This is a genomic window from Bradyrhizobium sp. JYMT SZCCT0428 (assembly GCF_018131075.1).
In the GTDB taxonomy this organism is placed as follows: Bacteria; Pseudomonadota; Alphaproteobacteria; order Rhizobiales; family Xanthobacteraceae; genus Bradyrhizobium.
In genome coordinates this window covers 95,370-114,114 of record NZ_JAFCLS010000024.1, presented here as the reverse complement: position 1 = coordinate 114,114, position 18,745 = coordinate 95,370, and the positions used below count along the sequence as shown (strand labels likewise).

General features: G+C 58.0%; 13 protein-coding genes and 1 pseudogene. 5 read left to right on the top strand and 9 right to left on the bottom strand.

Translation table 11 applies throughout. From position 1 onward, the window contains the following. The first annotated feature begins 50 nt into the window (after nucleotides 1-50). The gene (locus JQ575_RS24240; RefSeq protein ID WP_212035663.1) at nucleotides 51-317 is read left to right on the top strand and encodes a hypothetical protein; all 267 of its coding nucleotides are present in this window, start codon (nucleotides 51-53) and stop codon (nucleotides 315-317) included. Nucleotides 318-992: 675 nt separating this feature from the next. On the opposite strand, the gene JQ575_RS24235 is transcribed toward JQ575_RS24240, so the two are convergent. The 4 genes and pseudogenes from JQ575_RS24235 to JQ575_RS24225 form a co-directional block, all read right to left on the bottom strand. Then, a complete protein-coding gene (locus tag JQ575_RS24235; RefSeq protein WP_249166859.1) occupies nucleotides 993-1,580 on the bottom strand; it encodes a hypothetical protein in 588 nt (195 codons plus the stop codon). Between the two features lie 42 nt (nucleotides 1,581-1,622). Further along, nucleotides 1,623-1,802: pseudogene (locus tag JQ575_RS46515) on the bottom strand (hypothetical protein); the annotation flags it as partial. Between the two features lie 39 nt (nucleotides 1,803-1,841). Next, nucleotides 1,842-2,045, bottom strand: a complete 204-nt coding sequence (locus JQ575_RS24230) for a hypothetical protein (protein ID WP_212035661.1) — start codon at nucleotides 2,043-2,045, stop codon at nucleotides 1,842-1,844. 36 nt (nucleotides 2,046-2,081) lie between these two features. After that, nucleotides 2,082-2,336: a hypothetical protein gene (locus JQ575_RS24225; RefSeq protein ID WP_212035660.1), complete on the bottom strand. Its 255-nt coding sequence runs from the start codon at nucleotides 2,334-2,336 to the stop codon at nucleotides 2,082-2,084. A gap of 792 nt (nucleotides 2,337-3,128) precedes the next feature. Here JQ575_RS24225 and JQ575_RS24220 point away from each other — a divergent pair. After that, nucleotides 3,129-3,335, top strand: a complete 207-nt coding sequence (locus tag JQ575_RS24220) for a hypothetical protein (RefSeq protein WP_249166858.1) — start codon at nucleotides 3,129-3,131, stop codon at nucleotides 3,333-3,335. Between the two features lie 184 nt (nucleotides 3,336-3,519). Here JQ575_RS24220 and JQ575_RS24215 read toward each other — a convergent pair whose 3' ends face one another. The 4 genes from JQ575_RS24215 to JQ575_RS24200 form a co-directional block, all read right to left on the bottom strand. Continuing rightward, complete coding sequence (locus JQ575_RS24215) at nucleotides 3,520-4,674, bottom strand: YcaO-like family protein (protein ID WP_212035659.1); 1,155 nt, start codon at nucleotides 4,672-4,674, stop codon at nucleotides 3,520-3,522. Further along, nucleotides 4,671-6,158 (bottom strand): TfuA-like protein, encoded by a 1,488-nt coding sequence (locus JQ575_RS24210; RefSeq protein ID WP_212035658.1) that lies wholly within the window; start codon nucleotides 6,156-6,158, stop codon nucleotides 4,671-4,673. Before JQ575_RS24210 ends, JQ575_RS24215 begins: the two co-directional genes overlap by 4 nt. 44 nt (nucleotides 6,159-6,202) lie before the next feature. After that, nucleotides 6,203-7,462 carry a cupin domain-containing protein gene (locus JQ575_RS24205; RefSeq protein ID WP_212035657.1) on the bottom strand — a complete coding sequence of 420 codons (1,260 nt, stop codon included), beginning with the start codon at nucleotides 7,460-7,462 and terminating at the stop codon, nucleotides 6,203-6,205. A 128-nt stretch (nucleotides 7,463-7,590) separates the two neighbouring features. After that, entirely contained in the window at nucleotides 7,591-7,932 is a 342-nt protein-coding gene (locus JQ575_RS24200; protein WP_212035656.1) for an NHLP leader peptide family RiPP precursor, read from the bottom strand. A gap of 562 nt (nucleotides 7,933-8,494) precedes the next feature. Between JQ575_RS24200 and JQ575_RS24195 the strand changes: the two genes are divergently transcribed. From JQ575_RS24195 to JQ575_RS24180, 3 genes are all read left to right on the top strand, one after another. Next, nucleotides 8,495-8,845, top strand: a complete 351-nt coding sequence (locus JQ575_RS24195) for a hypothetical protein (RefSeq protein ID WP_249166857.1) — start codon at nucleotides 8,495-8,497, stop codon at nucleotides 8,843-8,845. A gap of 2,343 nt (nucleotides 8,846-11,188) precedes the next feature. Next, complete coding sequence (locus tag JQ575_RS44845; RefSeq protein WP_312016011.1) at nucleotides 11,189-14,764, top strand: S8 family serine peptidase; 3,576 nt, start codon at nucleotides 11,189-11,191, stop codon at nucleotides 14,762-14,764. 255 nt (nucleotides 14,765-15,019) lie between these two features. Next, complete coding sequence (locus tag JQ575_RS24180; RefSeq protein WP_212035655.1) at nucleotides 15,020-15,217, top strand: hypothetical protein; 198 nt, start codon at nucleotides 15,020-15,022, stop codon at nucleotides 15,215-15,217. A 596-nt stretch (nucleotides 15,218-15,813) separates the two neighbouring features. Here the strand turns inward: JQ575_RS24180 and JQ575_RS24175 are convergent. Continuing rightward, a complete protein-coding gene (locus JQ575_RS24175) occupies nucleotides 15,814-18,672 on the bottom strand; it encodes a calcium-binding protein (protein ID WP_212035654.1) in 2,859 nt (952 codons plus the stop codon). Between the last annotated feature and the right edge of the window lie 73 nt (nucleotides 18,673-18,745).

Below are 18,745 nucleotides of genomic sequence, written 5' to 3'. Positions count from 1 at the left end.
GAATTGCGCGCCTTGTGATCCGGTAGCTGCGCAGGGATCAGGAGGCGTTGTTGACCTTTACAATCCACGCGTCGAAGGACGAACACATCGCACAGACGTTGCGGTTAGACCCGCTGGTAGCCGTTACAAAGGCACGCAGCCTGCTGGACGTCGGCTGGGAAGTTCATATCACCGATACCGCGGGGCAACGATATCCGCCTGACAAATTCGATGATCTGTTGCCGTCGACCCACAGCTTCATATCGGCGGTCTGCGATCACGGGCCGATGTTGGGCTGCCCACTGTCGAGCCTTGTTAGATATTGCGTGATCTTTTGAAGGTCGGCCGCGGGCACTTCCGCTGAAACAAAGTCCGCGTAGCTAAGGTTCAGCACAGCGATAAGTTCGCGCACGTCCCAGCAGCCAAGGGGTTTGCCCGAAGCGCTTCTGCGAAGTCGTGAGCGGTGTCTCTGACGAATTTGGCTTTCATTCGCCACAATACGTCCCGCCAGTCGAATGCATCTGTGCGATAGATCACATAGTGCATCCCGAGAACATCTACGGACGATGCCGGAACCTATTGCAGCCACGATCCGTTGAATTTTCTCTCGTTCTTGATGATGGACCACGGTCATGGGCCGTAGCCCGTCACCTTCCGACCCCAGCACAATTTGGCTGATCGGTTTGATCGAAGCGATGGAAGCGGTCGGATATTTATCCTTGCGGTCTGATCCTTCCGACCTCAAAGCCTTGGCCTACCGTCTGGAACTGCCGGCGGGTGCGATGATCCCGACGATAGGCTCTCCGTCCGCGGTAACGATCGCGCCACCCTCGCGTTCATCGATAAGGAAATCCCGCCGGGCCGGCATTCAACGCCAGCATCGGCCCACCGTCGGTCCACATGCGTTCGTTTCAGCTTGGCAGGTAAGGTCGTCCGCTTCTCGGATCAACGCCTCAACAGCTCGGCGCGCCTTGTCGGCGCCGCCAGGATGCGGGTCATGGCTCGCGCCTTCGTCAGCTGCTTAGCGAGGCCTTGGGTTGTAGCTGCGCTGCCTCCCAGATACGGGCTCTACGAAAAACTAAACATGTCGAATGCAGTTGACCGGGTGCGCACCCGATTAGCCAAACCGCACTGCCCGCCGCGTCAGTGATGATCGTCGTGTTGATACCGGCTGCATAGAACGTCCCCGCCTGCACGTTGGCGAAGGAATGCAAGGACGTGCCAGAAGCTCTTAGGACGTCATCAAAGAAATCTTGGACAACCATGCTTTCTGTCGTTCGGTCGTCGATAGAAAACGTATCGGTACCGAGGCCACCCCAAACATAATCTACACCGCCGCCACCCGTAATAATGTCATCTCCGAAGCTCATCAGAAATACGTCTACGCCGATCCCGCCGGTGACCGTGTCATTTGCGGAAGAACCATAAACGTAGTTCCGACCCGAGCCTCCGTAGATCACATCGCCGTAGACGAACTCATCCGACGAAATAAAAATATTGAGCCCAGAGCGGCCAAACATGACGTCAGATTCGTCACCGCCGTAAAAACAGTTCGTACCTTGACGGCCGTACAGATGGTCGGAGCCAGCCTCGCCTTGCATTACGTTGACATCTGACGCGGACGTTCTGCCGGATCCAATTAGCGTATCGTTTCCGTCACCGCCGAAAAGGTAATTGAAGCCCGCGTCACCATAGACTGCGTCATTGCCGGGTGCGCCTAACAGGCCATCGAGACCGTTTCCTCCGGAAAGACCATCGTTTCCTGCGCCGGCATAGAATAATCGGCGCCCTCCCCGCCGTATCCGATGTAGAAATGCCCGCAATCCCCTGAAGGTTCGCTTGTCCGACAGACCTTGAACGATTTACACTCTGCTCCTGCGGTTGTCGCCGAGCTTGGCGTTCGGTGCATCCTCCACGATCTGCTTGACCATTGGATGCTGCCAGAGCTTCGCCCGCCGAACCATTAGGTCCGGCACGGGGGGCTCGCCGCGGCCGGGAAATCCGACGCCATCGGTCTCAATCTCGCAGTTGAGCGACGGCACGTACTCGCCGCGCTCGGGCTGCAATTTCTCCCAGTTATGCTTTCATTGGATGCGATCCGCTCATGGTAGTTTTCGAAACCCGGGGGCTTCGCCCTTCGACCCGACGCGAAACTCACCGTCGTAGCGATGCCTTGCCTCAAGCTTCGCAGCCTCCGTCTTTTCTTCGGCTAGCGTATTTAAGGCCAAGACATCGGCATAGAGTTCGAGCAGAATCACTGTCAGTTCGTCGCCAATCATGCCGTCGAGCGGAGAAGATGGCGCCGGCTGCAGGGCTTCCAACTTGATGATTTGAGCTTCTACGTTGCGGACGCTCATTGCCTGGTCATCCTTCCTAGGCGCCCAAGACGCTCGGCCAACTCAGCCGTTTCGAAGGCCTTCACATAGGCTTCGATCAGTTTGGAAATTTCTCCAGCGTCAACTGGGGCAAGTTCGCCGGCGGCACGGCGGCCAAAACGGCAGAGACGGTCGCCGCGGCGTCCTGGGCGCTGTTGATGGGTGGCAGCGTGAACGTTACCGGACGGGTCCCTACGGGCGGGCAGGATTTGATCGAGGCAGAGCCGCAGCACCGCCATATCGCTCAATCGCCTCCCACCCACGACAATCTGTAGGCCAGTGACATCTAGGCCCCAACGGATTGACAATTTGCGCACAGAGTTCGGGGACGCTTCAATAGCGCATGCCCGAACTCACCCGCCGCGCTCACCCCGAAAGCTCTGACACCTGGCACGTCTTCGACGGTGACGTTTCAGGTCGGCACGATCGCGATCCAGTCCGGTGTGCCGGTCACGTCCAAGCTATGGCGGGACGTTGGCTTCTACCCGGCATCACATCGCGGTCGTTCCCGCAGCGGCTGCGCGCCAAGCTTCGACGAAGCGCGGGCAAGTTTCGAAGCTGCCTGGAAAGACTATCTCCCGCGGTGCACCGAGGATGACTTTATCGAACATCGCCGCCAGCGAGCCTGGACGGAATGGAAATACATGATGCAGGAAGCCGGCCTCCCGCTGCCCACGCAATCAACCAGTGGACAAGCGCGCTGTTTCTGTGACGCCAGGATCGATATGGCGGTAACCGACCGTCACGTTCAGGATGCGTATATTCGCAGCACACATGAAATTCAGCACCGACCGCCCCTATGCCGATCCTGAAAAGGCCGCGTGCAAGCTGCTTGAAATTGCCAATACGATCCATCCGGTAGAACGGAAAGATTTAAATCGAGAAGATAAACGCGCCGATGTTATCGAAGAAGGCGCCTCGCCACAGAATCCGGTGCGGCCTACGCTATGCGATCGACACGGGCTGGCTTTGGCTGCATGAGAGCGGCATCTATCTGAAATTCACGCCGGCCGGCGCCGAATTGTCCGCCTGATCGTGCCGTGCCGACCTCGCAAAGATGCTCCCCCAGCTAAGCTGTCCGAGTTGACGCCTAGGTTCGAAGTCTACTTTGCTCACGTCAACTGCGCTATACGCCGCGACGCACTTGAAATGGTTCGCAACATGGTCAAAACAGCCGCTCATTAAATTCCAGACCCGGCACCAGCACTTTCACCACCGGAATCTGGAACGGTGGCCGCGTTAAATCCACGCGATACATTCTGCGATACCCGGCCTCGGCAAGGGAACCTACGACGTACCGGTAGTCCTCGCGCAAATCGTCCGAGGACCTGTCCGTGAAGCTTCCCCAAGCGGCAGTGCCCTTAAGCCGATCGAAAACGGCAAATAGCGACGCCTGCGCGCGATCCGAACTGTACGACTGCTCGTGCAGGTCTTCACGGGCCCCATGAATATAGGTCAATCGCGACTGCGCGGCTTCCGTGATCGCCCTGATCGCCGCAACCTCCGGACACAGGTGCGTCCCGTAACCGATGTTGACTGTCGAGCAGTGCGCGAGCGGCATTTTATCGAGCAGAACGGCCCAAAAAGTATGTGCTTGTATGCTGCTTTTTACCCAAATCAACTTCGGCGTGATGTCGGCCTTCACAAGGGTTGAGATCAAGTCGCTTACCGGCCCTTCAACCAAAGTATCGAGATCGATGCAGCATTCCGGATCGAGACGAATGCGGCCGCCTGCGCAGAGACGCGAAATGGCGTCGCGCTCTATCAACTCATAGAGCGCATGCAACGTTGCCTCGGTCAATTCATTCCCGCTTGCCAGGCCGTTCGAGGAGACATCATAAAGCCTTGGCGAGCTGAAGAAGAATACTGAACTTGCGGGCAGCCAGACTTCCTGCGCCGTCAACAGTTCTTCAGCAATGGACCAGTCGATCAAAAATTCCGGAGCGAAATAAGCTTCATGCCTGTAATGCGGCAACGTTTCGGGAAGAACGGGAGCCCTGTCCCCATTGCGCATCGACCGTAGACTGGCTCTTCTTGGCGGCGTCTGCGGAAAGTTCTCTGCATGATATATCTCAAGAGCCTCCATCAAGGCGGAAACCCGAGCGTCGATGTGGCTAAGCCCCTTGCCATTGGTGACCTGAATCATCTTGCCCTGAGGCCTGATCGCGCAGAATACCGGAATGCCTATGCGATCCAGGTCGGTAACGTCTGCGCAGCGCGTGACACCCATGGCGGACAGATGCGGTTCGATTTTGGCTAACGTGTCCTCGGGTAACGACACGCGATGTGTTCCCCCGTAATGGGTTTTGCGCAGGATCATCCGTTGCGCGCTTTCGCAATGAGCTTGGCAGCAAGTCCGGTTATCTGCAGCTCTTCCAGAAAACTACTTTCAAAACACCAATCCAGGCCGTAATGGCGCGGCCCTTTTTCCATCATCCATTCAGTCAGCGCGCAGTCCGCCGGCGAGTCGTCGGAGGCATCGATCTCGTCGCTGGTTATTTGGAAGCGCTCACCGTCACCGGCGGAAACGGTGGCTGACTCACACCGTCCGATATATTTCTCCAGAACGTCGGACGGGCACGAAATGCAGCTTTCTCGCGCCCAATCGGCCAGCAGGCGTCGCTGTGGCATTCTGACGACAAGGCCAGTTGGGTCTGCATCCCCCTTCGGGGTGGATTCCGGCGATATCACCATGCAACCTGACGCAGGTTGCTCCACGATTTCTCGCCGTTCACGGGGCGGCTGGCCCCAACATCCGGCATCCTGATCGACGAGCCAGTCGATGAGAAAGTGCTGCGCCAGGAGCCGCCGATACGAGAGTTGTGTAAGGCCATTGGCACGCAGCCAGTCGGGTCCGGGGGTAATATCGAGCGTTTCTTCCCACCGCCTTGTGTAGAATTCGAGCAGGTGATTCGGAATGGATAGTTGTTTTCTCCGGGCCAGATCCATCACAAAGGCGCGCCCGGATAACACGGCCTGCATTTCAGCAACAAGAAGCGGTTCTTTTGCGGCCTCGCACAGGACGTAACTCCCCGAAAAAATAGCCGAACCGCAGGAGAATCCGGTGAGACACAGTCGTTCCAGGCGCCAAATGTCGTACCGGGGTTCTTCCAGCATCACCGCCGCGGGCTTGCTCACCTTTTGCCGCTCCGCGCAACGACGAAGGACCCCGATGGTATCGAGCGTCTTCTGATCGATCGCTCTGGTCAGGACGTACTGCTCGATGTCCCCGCGATCAGGCCAACTCTGCAAGGCCGGGCATGTGAGAAGATGGCGATAGGATCTCTCGGGGTAGTAGGTACGCTTGGTGTAATCCAAAAGCTGCCGGGCCTGATCGTCCGTCATGCACTGCTCGTGCACCGCATTTTGCAGCGTTCTGCGGATATTGACCAGCGGTTCGGACAGCGCACAGAATTCGAGTTCCTTCGGGCCGTGGAGAAGCGCGACCTCATCGTCCCCGTCGATCAAGCCGTCCTTGTACCATTCAAATATCGTCCCGTGGCCGACCATTCCGAATAGGTTCAACTCCGCGGCGCGAAGTGCTCCCATGCTGGAAGCGCCGAACACTTCGATTCCTTCACCGAGCGCATCCAGGATTTCGCGCTGCCAAACCGACTGGGTGCCATGAAAAACGCCGTCGACAAGTACAATGGTTGTCACACCGGACGCGACGATGCGGTAGATGTCGCCTCTCGCGGCGGGTGGGAAATAATCGGCCGGTAGAATCTTTTCCGCCGCAGCAATTGGCAATGACGGGCCGAGAAACACGGCTGTGGAATGAGCTGACTTCGATGGTGGAGGCAAACGCTACTCCGTAGGTGACGAAGAGCGAGGATGAAACAAAACGGTCACTTGACCGGACAAGCTTCCGGAATCTCCTCGGCCGCAGGATTCGTCCGGGCGCCTGGATGATCCACGATCCTCAACAGGCCATCGCGGACCAGACGCCTGGCGAGCGTCAGCTTCGAGTTGTCGCTCAGACTGCCGGGCAAAGCGCTCACCGGGAACCGCGACGCTTTCGAGATGAATTCCAACGCCGGGCCCAATTGCTTCGGGGCTCTCATACGGTTGCCGGGAAACTGAATGCTGACCGACGCCGCCTCTTGGATGACCCGACAGACCATCGCCCTGGGCTTTTCTAGGACGGTATCGACATCTATGCGGTCGATCTCCTCTGGCGGAAGGAAATGCGCACCCGGCAACACGGCCATGTCGCCCAGAAACTGATCGCTAAGCGCCGCCATGGCATCCTCGATGCGTGCACCTTGGGAAAATTCTTGAAGCAACTCCTCGAACTGGGCCCTCAAGGCTTCGGATATTTCGCCGCCGGCGAGAGCTCCGACCGGCACCGCCTGGCGAAAACGTACGTCATTGGCGCTGAGCCGTGCCAAGGCAGCCCGCATCAGGTCCGCCCAGCGGAAAACCGAGACCGCGACCGAGATGTGCAACGACGACTCGTCCGTTGCAAATGCCTCGTGGATGAATCCACGGGGCATATAGATCAGGTCTCCCGCCTTGATATGGACTTCGTGGATCGGCTCGCCGATCTGCTCGCCCGGAATGGGTTCATAGGCCTCCTTCAGCGGCAAATCGATGCCCGACTTGTATATCCGCCAATGCTTGGAGCCTTCCAGTTGCAGCACGAAAACTTCAACTGCATCGAAATGGGCCGACACTCCCTGGGAATTCCTGGGCGTCAGGAACATACTCGCATTAACAGGGTGATGAAGCGTAGCCTCCAGGTCCCGGCACAGCGTGGCCACGGATTTCCAGCGCTGTTCGAGCTTGTGCACAAAAATGGTCTTGCCCTGAGCGTATTGGCTGGACAACGCCGCGACGTTATTTTGTCCTTCGAAAAACATATGCTCGTCGTGAGGGAAATTTCCTCGCAGCGCCTCGGTGGGCGTACTTTCTGTCCTGATGCCGGAAAATCTGGGCCGCGTGAAATAGACCATGGAGTCTACATCCCGCATCGAAAACAGGCGGGCGTAGTAGTCCGGCTGATTACGGGAAACGACCAGCGGCTTCTTCTCCCACGTGTCGCGAAAAAAGGAAGCCGAATCGATTGGCCAGATCAGTCTTGCAAGATCGAAATCGAGCTCGGACATGTCCGATCCACCTCTTCAAGCAAGCCGTCAGTCGGGCAGGAACGAGACGCCTTGACCATGCCGAATAGAGGCGGCCGGGTGCACCAATTGCAATCAACCTGTTCCACTGGGGGAGGCCTGCCTAAGATCTACCTGTTGAAGCGGAGGAGCGAGTTAGCGACGGTCAGCCCGCCGCCCCAGCGGATGTGGGTCCCGCCCCAAAAGATGCCACCGATCTTGTGGCCGCCTGCCACCGTCTCGAGATCCTTTTCGGAAATATCTTCGACAATCTTGGCCGGCAACGTCAGGTGGACCAGCGACGGCGTATTTTCCACCAACTTGACCTGAACGCCTTCCGGAGGTGCGATACCCTCTTCCTTGAGGACGGTTTCAGGGTCGCTCTTAAGACGGTTCTTGTAGCTCTCGTCGTGCCACGCCTTTTCGACTATCTTGCTCCATTGCTTAATCCATTCGCCGTCGGTCTGTGCCATAAGTCACTCCCACTTCGGGATGTCAAAATTTCCGTCTGTCTAGTTTTCTAGTTTTGGCCTGGACTGGAGCCATTTTGCGACGGTTGCGTCCCGCAGTCAATGTGTGATCTAGTGTGACTTGCAAAGCAATTCGTCGATTCTGCATGTCGCGCCAACCCAATTGGATTGATCGCCGCAGCAGACCGTCTTTGATTTCCGCTTTTGATTGAGGTGCAAATTTCGGCAGACTGCCGCGAGCGCTGTTGCAGATTGATCGATGGTTCTCGAGTCAGGAGACCACCCTTGATGACCTGATCGAACATCCGTGACGGATCGATCGACCCGCCGTCACTGCGCGTTCGTTTGCTTCATCTGAAAGGGGGCGGCCCTCCGAACGCCGGCACGGTAGAGTTTGACCGGGCTCACACCTTAACATCAGCATTCAACTTCCGCAGCTCAAACCTACCATTACCGTCATCACGCGCGCATGCTTCACTCATTGCAGTCATGAGGCGGAACATGAAGCACGAAAGAACCAAGGCCGCGCCGATCGGCTCTGCGGGCTCCCCTATCGGGGACATTAATGCCAAGCCCTGAAAATTCGGGCCGGAAACGGGCCGACACGCGAATCAAGACGGGCAAGTCCGGCAATCCGGGGAGCGCTAGTAACCTTGTTGGATGGCAGGCGGAAGCCGTCACACAGAAGGCAATCGACCTCGCCCTGACCGGCGACATGGCCGCGCTGCGGCTTTGCCTGGACAGGATCCTGCCCGCCCGCAAAGACCGGCCGGTGACCTTCGCACTGCCGCCGATCAATAGCGCTCAAGATGCCGCCGCGACTGATTCTGCCGTTCTGGCTGCCGTTGCTACCGGCGAGTTGACACCCGCCGATGCCGGCGAAATCATCGAAGCCTATGTGAAGGCATTGGCGTAAGCGTCCAGCCATTCGTATGGCACCTTCAATTGAAACGCTAGTGACAATTAACATCGCGTGGCGCCCGACCCCATTAAATCCGACCTTGCTTGCCCACACGCCCACGAAGCGGCGAGTTTGAACAGGTACGTTTTCGTCCAGCGCTTCGATTTGGAATGGAGGCATCTCAAAACGCTTCTGCTCTGCGATAATCGCGATGGTCTTTACATCCGCCTCGGAGAAAAGTGGATTTGGCAGATGAATAGTCGGGGCGGGGCCCCTACCCTCCTCAGAAGTCCTTTCCGCAGGCATTGGCTCAACAGTCGGTCGCGATGATGCATCAGGCTCTATTACCATTACCTCGGGCTTTAGCGGTGGCACCGCGGCCGAAGATAAGGGCGTTTGCGGTGCAGGTACTCATGCGACTGGTACCGAGGCGGTAGGTATTGACGTCGTCGATGAAGCGGCCGGCTGCACGCCACGCTTAATAGCAGAAGAATAAACAGACGCTAATGCGCCGATCGCGACGGCGGCGACCGCTGCGACCACAGTGGGCCACAACCAGTTCGGCGCCCTCATCGAAGCCGCGGTCTTCTTTTTCAGCTGCGGCGACGCGTACCCCGCCGGCGCGTTTTTCGCGGCGCAAGCTTGAGACGGCGGCGAGGGTGCTTCAGCGGGTTCGCCGTGCGCGCGACCATGCGCGGCGATGGTTCAATCGGCCCGCTTCTGCGTAGGGCTCACTCTCCTCAAAACGATCATGGAATCTGCAAGCGCGGAGGACGCATTTGGACCGACTAGGCGCTACCAAAGCGGCGCCCGCTTCCGAGACCTTGAGGGGCTATTCCCACGATCGAAAGGCGTCCAGTGCGGGAGCGACAAGGATGCCGACGCTGAGAATTACCAATACTGCTGCTACAGCCTCGAACATAGGGCGACCCTACAAGATTGTTCGAGTAAGCAACTCTGCGGGCTGCGCAGTCAAATGATTCGCTTGTAGCGCGGACGTTCTCGCGGGACTGATGCTGAGCCGGTCGGCCCGGTTCCTGAATCAACCCGCCTTGCGGCCATTCGGCTTAACAAGCGACTTCTGCTGCGACAACGCTGCGACGTTGTAGGGTCAGGTTACCGGTTCGATGATCTGTTGTCGTCGACCAATGTCGGGCTTAAAATGGCCCTTGCGATCTCCGCCCGATATTGGGCTGCCCACTTTCGAGCCCCGTTAGATATTACTGATCTTTTGAAGGTCGGCAGCGGGTACTTCCGCTGAAACGAAACGGCGTAAGTTTCAGCACATCGATCAGTTTGCGCCCCTGCGGCCAAGGGGTTCGCCCGCTTCTGCGAAGTCGTGAGCAATGTCTCTGACAAATTCGGATTTCATCGCCGCAACATACACGCCCGTCGATTGGGTCTGTGAGACGGATCATATGGCGAAAACGGGATCATTCGTCGAAGATTGCGACCGGAACCAATCGCCGCGCAATCGCTTGATGTTCGCCTCGTTTCAACGGAATTTTTTATGGCCCGTAGCGCGTTACCATCCGCCGATCCCAGCACGGTTTGGCTTACGGAATTAATAGACGCGATGGAAGCGGTCGGGTCTTCATCGGAGCGGTGTAATCCTTCCGCCCTGAAGGCATTTGCCTATCGATTGGAACTTCCGGCGCACCCGGCGCCCCCTGTGCTCCTACCGATAACCCCCATGTCGAGGGTTACGACGGCCCGGTGAGGTCCCCTACCAGAGTGCAAGGAAAGGGCGGAGCTTCACCAAGGGGCGGGCGCGTTGGTATCCAGTATCGCGCTTCGGCTGAGCAGCCGTTCTGGCCATGACGAAGGCTTCTTCCGCCGCATGACGAATATCCCGAGCAGCCTTAAGTGGGCGCCGAATATTGGGATCTTCCGAGCTGCTATCAAAAGTGATCAGCCTCATGCAATTGGGACACGTACCTGATAGCCGTTCTTTAGCCGGTTGGCTCGCTCTGAAAAGGGCTTTCGGCAATTGGAGCAAATGACTTTGATCCGATCGTTCATAAGAACCATTCCTTTGCTAGCTGCAGTGAACGCTCGGCGGAAGAAGGATCAAGCTCTTAAAGTTTGGACCTGGACTTTGCGCCCCACAACGCTTTATGCCGAACTGAACCGCCAGATTGACGGCCTGAAATCCTGAATTCCCGCTCGGCAGTCGGGCAGTTCGCAGCTCCCGGTTGTGGTAAATGAGCAACGATGGCCGGCGATCTCGGTACCAGTCGTTGTTTCTGATGATCACAACTGTCACACTGCGATCTCGCAGCCATTCGCCACCATTGGCTGCATAGCGTTGCGAAGAAATCGGGGAGCCGAGGCGTGAGCTGCGGACGGAGTGCGATCGTGGAGATCCGCAGGCGGGTTTGCACTATCCGTGCTGCTGGCATGATCGTTGTTGCACTTGCCGCGTTGATTGCTGATTCCGGCCGCAATGCCAACGCGCAAGTAGTGCCGACCGTGACGTCAATCACGCCGAACAGCGGTCCCGCAACGGGCGGCACGCCGGTGACCATCTCTGGTAGAAGCTTCGCCGACGCGACAGCGGTAAGGTTCGGCAGCGCCAACGCAACCTTCACCGTCAACAGCCCGACGTCGATTGCCGCGACTTCCCCCGCTGGCAGCGGCACGGTAGACGTGACGGTGACGAATTCGGGCGGCACTAGCGCCACCAGTTTGACAGATCAGTTCACTTACGTTGCGGCACCGACCGTGACGTCCATCTCGCCGAACAGCGGTCCCGCAACAGGCGGCACGCCGGTGACCATCACCGGCAACAACTTCACCGGCGCAACTGTGGTAAAGTTCGGCAGTACCAACGCGACCTCGTTCACGGTCAACAACCCGACATCGATTGCCGCGACCTCGCCCGCTGGTAGCGGCGTGGTGGACGTGACGGTGACGAATTCGGGCGGCACCAGCGCCGCCAGTTTGGCGGACCAGTTCACTTATATTGCGGCTGTTGCGGTGCCTACCGTGACGTCCATCTCGCCGAACAGCGGTCCCGCAACAGGCGGCACGCCGGTGACCATCACCGGCAACAACTTCACCGGCGCGACGTCGGTAAACTTCGGCAGCACCAACGCGGCCTCGTTCACCGTTAACAGTCCGACATCGATTGCCGCGACCTCTCCCGCTGGTAGCGGTGTGGTGGACGTGACGATAACGAATTCGGGCGGCACCAGCGCCACCAGTTTCCAGTTCACTTATGGACTGGTGGCGACCACGACAGCGCTTTCGTCGTCGAAGAACCCATCCAGCTTAGGGCAATTAGTGACGTTTACAGCGAGGGTGACCGGGCTTTCTACTGGTACAGTGGCCTTCTTCAACGGCGGCACACAGATCGGCACGGGAACGCTGGCGGCTGGCACGGCTACGTTCTCGACTTCTTCGCTCGCCGTGGGCAGCCATTCGATTACGGCGAAATACGGTAGCGACCCAAACAATGCCGCCAGCACCTCGGCCGCGCTAACGCAGACCATCCGTGTCCCGACGGACAGCGTCAACATGCGGGCGATGCAGGTTTCCGTGACCCCGATGATCGCGCAAATATCGGGGCAGGCCATCGTGGGCGCGATCGACCACGCAATCGATGCCGGATTCAGCGACAGGCCGCAGGCTCTCACGCCCAATGGCAGCGGCTTCACCTACCAAATCCCATTGGGCGAGCCCGCCGCCGACATGATCGGTAGTCACCGCAAAAGGGCGGCTGGCAGGCGCAGCCTTGGCCCGCTCAGCCCCGCCCCTGTGAGGCAGACTGGCAGCGGCGGGGGTGACGCGGGGAGTCTCGCAAACGGAAGGCACGGCGGCAATGGAGCCGCGCCTGGCACGCGGCTCATTGACCTGCCCGCGATTCCGCTGCCGCCCGGGTCGGGCATGCCGCCCATTGGCGAAACCCGGTTTTCGCCCGACGAAGTGATGTTACAGGTCGGCTCCGCAGGGACGCGGCAGCAAATTGAAAGCATCGCCCAACGTTTCGACCTTACCATTTTGGCCCAGCAAACCATAGGCATGCTGGGCCGCACGGTTTATACCCTACGCATCACCAATGGACGATCCGTCCGTGACGTGGTCCGCCTGGTCGAGGCCGCCAAGCTCAATGCCGCCGTGCAGCCCATTTACACCTATGGCTTGACCCAGGATCAAAGCCGTCCAAGCGGCGATCAAGGTGATCCGGCGCAGTACATTGTGAAAAAATTTCATCTCGCCGACGCCCACCGGGTCACCAAGGGTGACAATGTCATCATTGCGGTGATCGACTCGGAAATCGACATCAGCCAACCGGATCTCGCTGGCAGGGTCATAGACCGGTTCGACGCCGGTTGCGGTGCGACCGCTCCAGATGCGCACGGCACCGGCATGGCCGGAGCAATCGCCTCGCATGTGAATTTGCTAGGCGTTGCCCCGCACGCAAACATCATCGCGATCTGCGCCTTTGGCGGCACCGGCCATCCCCAGGCAACGTCGACCAGAATCCTTAAGGGGCTCGACTACGCGATTCAGCGCGGCGCCAGAATCATCAACATGAGTTTTGCTGGGCCACGCGATCCGGCGCTCTCACAGGCACTCCAGATTGCCCGCGAGAAGGGAATACTGGTGATCGCCGCCGCCGGAAATAACGGCCCGAAATCACCACCAATTTATCCCGGCGCTGATCGAAGCGTTATGGCTGTCACGGCCACCGACGAAAATGATCGCCTGTTCAAGGGCGCCAATCAGGGACAATACGTCACCGTCGCAGCGCCGGGCGTCGATGTTTTGGTGCCGGCGCCCGACGGGCGGATGCAGTTTACGACTGGCACCTCGGTTTCGACCGCTAATGTAAGCGGGGTTGCAGCACTGCTGCTGGCTCGAAAGGCGTCTCTCAAACCGGAGGAAATTCGCGCGATTCTAGTGAAGACCGCCCGGCATCTCGGAGCCCCGGGCATCAATCCGCAATTCGGAGCCGGCCTTGTCAATCCGCTCAAGGCGCTCGAACAACTAGTTTCGGAAAAGCAGGCTTCGCAGGATAGCGTCAGGCAGGTCCTCGCTTCGCTGGATGCGAGCAGCAACCGCATCGATGATAATTTCTCCGCACTCGGTTATGCCGGAAAGGATCGCACGGTGACCAGAGGGCCGTCCCCCGCGGCACCGCCGCACGACTGGCTCGCCTGGATCGACGTGCGAGGCACCGATTTCAGCCGCAATACGATCGGTAACGATCTCAGGGGGACGCAGGTCAATGCCTTATCCGGGCTCACGCGCAGGTTTACGCCGAACTTCCTGACCGGGGTGCTTGGTGGCTACGAGACCTTCGATTACCGTTCTGACTCGCTGCAGGGGCGGTTAAAGGGCGACGGCTGGACCGTCGGATCCTACCTTGGCTGGAAGATTTCGCAGAACATCCGCTTCGAAACCGGATTCGCCTATTCAGTCATCGGCTATGACGGAATGGCAGGCCTGGCTGCCGGGTCCTTTAGCGGTAACCGCTGGCTGGTCACGGGCAGCCTGACCGGCACCTATAATAGCTACGGCATCCAAATCGAGCCCTCGGCGCGCATCTACGCCTTGTGGGAACATGAGAACGCCTACAACGACACATTTGGGACCTTGCAAACCGCGCGCGACTTCTCGGTCGGCCGCGCCAGCGGCGGCGTCAAGATGTCTTATCCGGTGCACTGGTGGGCTACTAGTCTTCTGATGCCCTATATCGGCTTATTTGGCGACTATTACTTCAACAGCGACAGTGCGGGAACGGCCGCCGCGGCGATACCGTCGAAACTCATCCTCGACGGTAGGTCCGCGCGCGCTGTTAGCGGCCTGACGGCAACCTTTGGCAACGGCGCGCAAATAGCGGTTGGCGCTGAACGCGGCGGAATCGGTAGTAGTTTTGGACTCTGGACCTATCGCGCCCGTGCAACCTTGCCATTCAGTGCACAATGATCCTTGCATTGCCCAGGTGTCAGAGCGCTCGTCATCAAATCGGCTGGCCCGATGTCTAGTACCGACCCATGCGGTCAGACTGCCCTTTCGGCAAAATTTACAATGGTCCGGCGGATGGAAGCTTTCGGGGCCTGCACAGGGATTTATCACCCCGATCTCGCGTAGCGCATCGGCATCGGCCGCGACGCCGGGCCCAAAAGCTCGACGAGATAGTTCCGGCGGGAACGAATTGCTCTTCCAACCGGAGAGGTGACGATGGACGGAAAGATATTCAACAGCGAAGGACAGTACGTCGCTGTCATTCGTGCAAACAAAATTTATAACCTATCCGGACAGAAGCTGTATGATCTCCGCGGTCAAAAGATCTACAAACCAACGGGCGAATTCGTCGGACACCTTAGCTCTGCCGGTGCGGACAAACGGCTCGACAAATCTAGCGACCGCAAACTCTAGATTATCGCCCCGCTGGTCGAACCGGGGCTGAAGGGGAAGGGAAAGTGAAGGCCTGAAGATACGGCCACTGATGCTGTTTCCAATGAAGCCACGTAAGAGCGACAACCCTTACCAGAATTTCAGGTGGGAGATCGCGTTCGGCTGAATGAGAGGGAAATCGCGCACGCCCCGAACTAAGTCTCAACGGGGAACGGCGGTGCGTATCCTGGGTGGACGGGCGCTCGTCCTGTTTGATGGCTACCAAAACCGACAAAAATGCGCCGGTCCCTACCTCGAGATCGACCTAGATTGAAACGTAGATGGAAACGAACGGCCTTTAGCCGTGGATAACGGCCTCCGGCTTAACATCGTGCGCCGACGTGATCGCGCATGCCTACCAAAACGGCGCATATTTTGTCGTACAGCTCGATGGCGACACGGCCGTTTGGCTGAATGGCGCTACCGCTGGAACAGTAACCGCAGCGAACTTCTCGATCTCAAAGCACCTTTGCCTCCTTTAAATTCAGGAGGCCGCCTCAGTTTGCGCGGCCCCTTTCATTTGCATCCGCCGGTGGTGACCGGCGGGTTATCTGAAATTCGTATTCGGACCACCGAATCTAGCCAAATCTGAACATGCTCGCGTCCAAATCGCCGGGCCCCTTGCCAATCAGCCACGCGGCATTTCCAGCAGCATCAGTAATGATCGTGGTGTTGATCCCCGCGGCATAGAACGAAGCCGCTTGCACGTCGGCAAACGAATGCAGTGACGTACCGGAGAAATTCAAGACGTCGTTGACACCGCCGGTGTTGAAGTCCTGGATCACCATTACTTCTGAGGCGAGGTCGTTGATGGTGAACGTATCAGAACCGCCGCCTCCCCAGGCATAGTCGACGCCGCCGCCACCGGTGATAAGGTCGGCTCCCGTCCCCATCAAGAACACGTCCACTCCGATGCCACCAGTCACGGTGTCACCTCCGTTTGAACCATAGACGTAGTTCTGGCCAGAGCCGCCATAGATAAAGTTGCCGTCGGTCTCGCCGGACGAGATAAAAATGTTGAGACCGGCACCACCGAACATGCTGTCGACGCCAGTGCCACCGTAGAAATAATTGGTGCCTTCGCCACCGAAGAGCGCGTCGGCGCCCCCTTCAGCGAGCATCACGTTGACGTCGCCGACCCCTGCAACACCCCCGTTGCCAATCAAAAGATCATTGCCATCGCCGCCGAACAGATAATTGAAACCAAGCCCGCCGTACATGGAATCGTTACCCGCCTCTCCCAGGAGGACGTCCAGACCCGCTTCACCAATCAATATGTCGTTGCCGGCCCCTGCGTAGAAATAATCATTCCCATCGCCGCCGTAGCCCACGTCATTGCCACCAAAGCCGACGAGAACGTCATTGCCACCGAGCCCGACCAGCGAGTCATTGCCGACGTCACCGTAGAGGGAGTCTGCGCCAGCCGTGCCAGTGTTTGAAATCGGCAGATCGGAAACATTCAACGTGACGTCTGCAAATTGCAAAAGTTCGATGTTGACCAGCCTGTCCAGACCCTCGCCAGTAACCAGCACCGGACCAGTCGGACCGGTCCTAACTATGGTGTACGCGCTTCGATTGCCAAGGAACTGCGCCCTGTCGTTGCCGCCGCTGCCATCAATGGAATCATCACCCGCATCGCCTTGGATCGTGTTGTCACCGCCATTGCCAACAAGCGTGTCGTTGAAGCGCGAGCCTGATAGCTGTTCAATAGAAATATACGTGTCGCCAGCAGCCTCACCAGTATTCGCGTCCGAATTAGCCAGATTTGCCGTTACGCCGGAGGGTGCAAGAAAATAAGACGCCCTATCAATGCCGCCGCCGCCATTGAGAACGTCTGCCCCTCCCCAACCTGTCAGGACATTGTCACTGGCATCCCCGATGAGGGTGTCATTGAAACTGGAGCCGAAGAGGGCGTCAATGGAGATGTAGACGTCCCCAGCGGCCTCACCCGTGTTCTGAGAACTATCGCCAAGATTCGCCAGAACGCCAGTTGCCGCAGGTCCATAGACAGCTGTATCAAACCCGCCGCCGCCATCCATAGTATCCGCGCCGACGCCGCCCTGAAGTCCGTTATTGCCGGTATCACCGATGAGGTGATCATTGAAATTACTTCCGATTAGCTTTTCGATTGAAATATAGCTGTCTCCAACTGCTTCGCCAGTGTTCAATCCCGGATTAGCCAGACTCGCCGTTATTCCGGTCGTGGAACTGACATAACTCGCCGAGTCTTGAAAGCTGCTGGCGCCACCAACAAGCGAGTCAGCTCCCAGACGACCAACCAGGATGCTGTCACTATTAGCGTTACCGACTAAGGTGTCGTTGAAATCAGTGCCCTGGATGCCTTCGATCGAACCATACACATCGCCGGCGGCTTCGCCCGTATTTGATGAGGTGTTACTGAGGTCAACGACAATACCGGCTGTCGCATTTGCATAGTCGGCCGTGTCGATACCGCCGCCGCCAATCAGAGTGTCAGCGCCCAAGCCACCCCTCAGGTAGTTACTAGCGTTATCTCCGACCAATGAATCGTTGAATGCGCCGCCCTTGAGCGCCTCGATGCCATTGTAAACATCCCCCGTTGCTTCTCCCGTGTTGGCTGACGGATCGGCGAGATTTGCCGTTATGCCGGTCGCAGCGTTAGCATAGTCCGCATAGTCAAAACCGGCGGCACCGAAAAGAGAGTCGGCTCCTAAGCCCCCTTGAAGGAAATTAATGTTCGCGTCGCCAGCCAAGGTATCGTTAAAGTCACTTCCACGGATTCCTTCGATTGAAATATAGGTGTCGCCAGCGGCTTCACCCGTGTTGGATGCAGGCGTTGTAAGGCTGGCGCTAATTGCCGTCGTCGAATCGGCATACGACACGAAGTCAAATCCAGCGCCGCCGTTCAACTGATCTGCGCCGAGACCGCCTCGCAAAGTGTTGCCACTTGCGTCGCCTGTCAAAGTATCGTCGAAAGAAGAGCCGCGTATGTTTTCGATTGAGGTAAAAATATCGCCGGCGGCTTCACCAGTGTTGCTGGCAGGTGTAGCGAGGTTGACTACGATTCCGGCCGTTGCATCGAAGTAGTCTGCCGTGTCTGCCCCGGCCCCACCATCCAATAGATCCGCGCCCGGTCCACCCCGGAGCAGATTATTATTGCCATCACCTGTGAGGGTGTCGTTACTGTTGCTCCCAATTAAACCTTCGATCGAAGTGAAGGTATCGCCCAATGCGTAGCCGGTATTGAGGCTTGGGTTGGCGAGACTTGCGACCACCCCAGTCGGCGAATCTGCATAGGAAGCGAAGTCAGTGCCGGAACCGCCATCCAATGAGTCCGCGCCGTCGCCGCCGACCAACGTGTCGTTGCCTGCAAGCCCTTCGAGCGTGTCGTTAGTGTTTGCCCCGTTGACCGAACCCGTTACCGTGTCGTTGCCCGATGTACCCGAAAATGTCGGCATGCGATTCCCTCAAATGATTTTGTATCAGAGTCGCCCGACTACACGTTCTCGGCGGGCAAGGAAAGCTGGAACT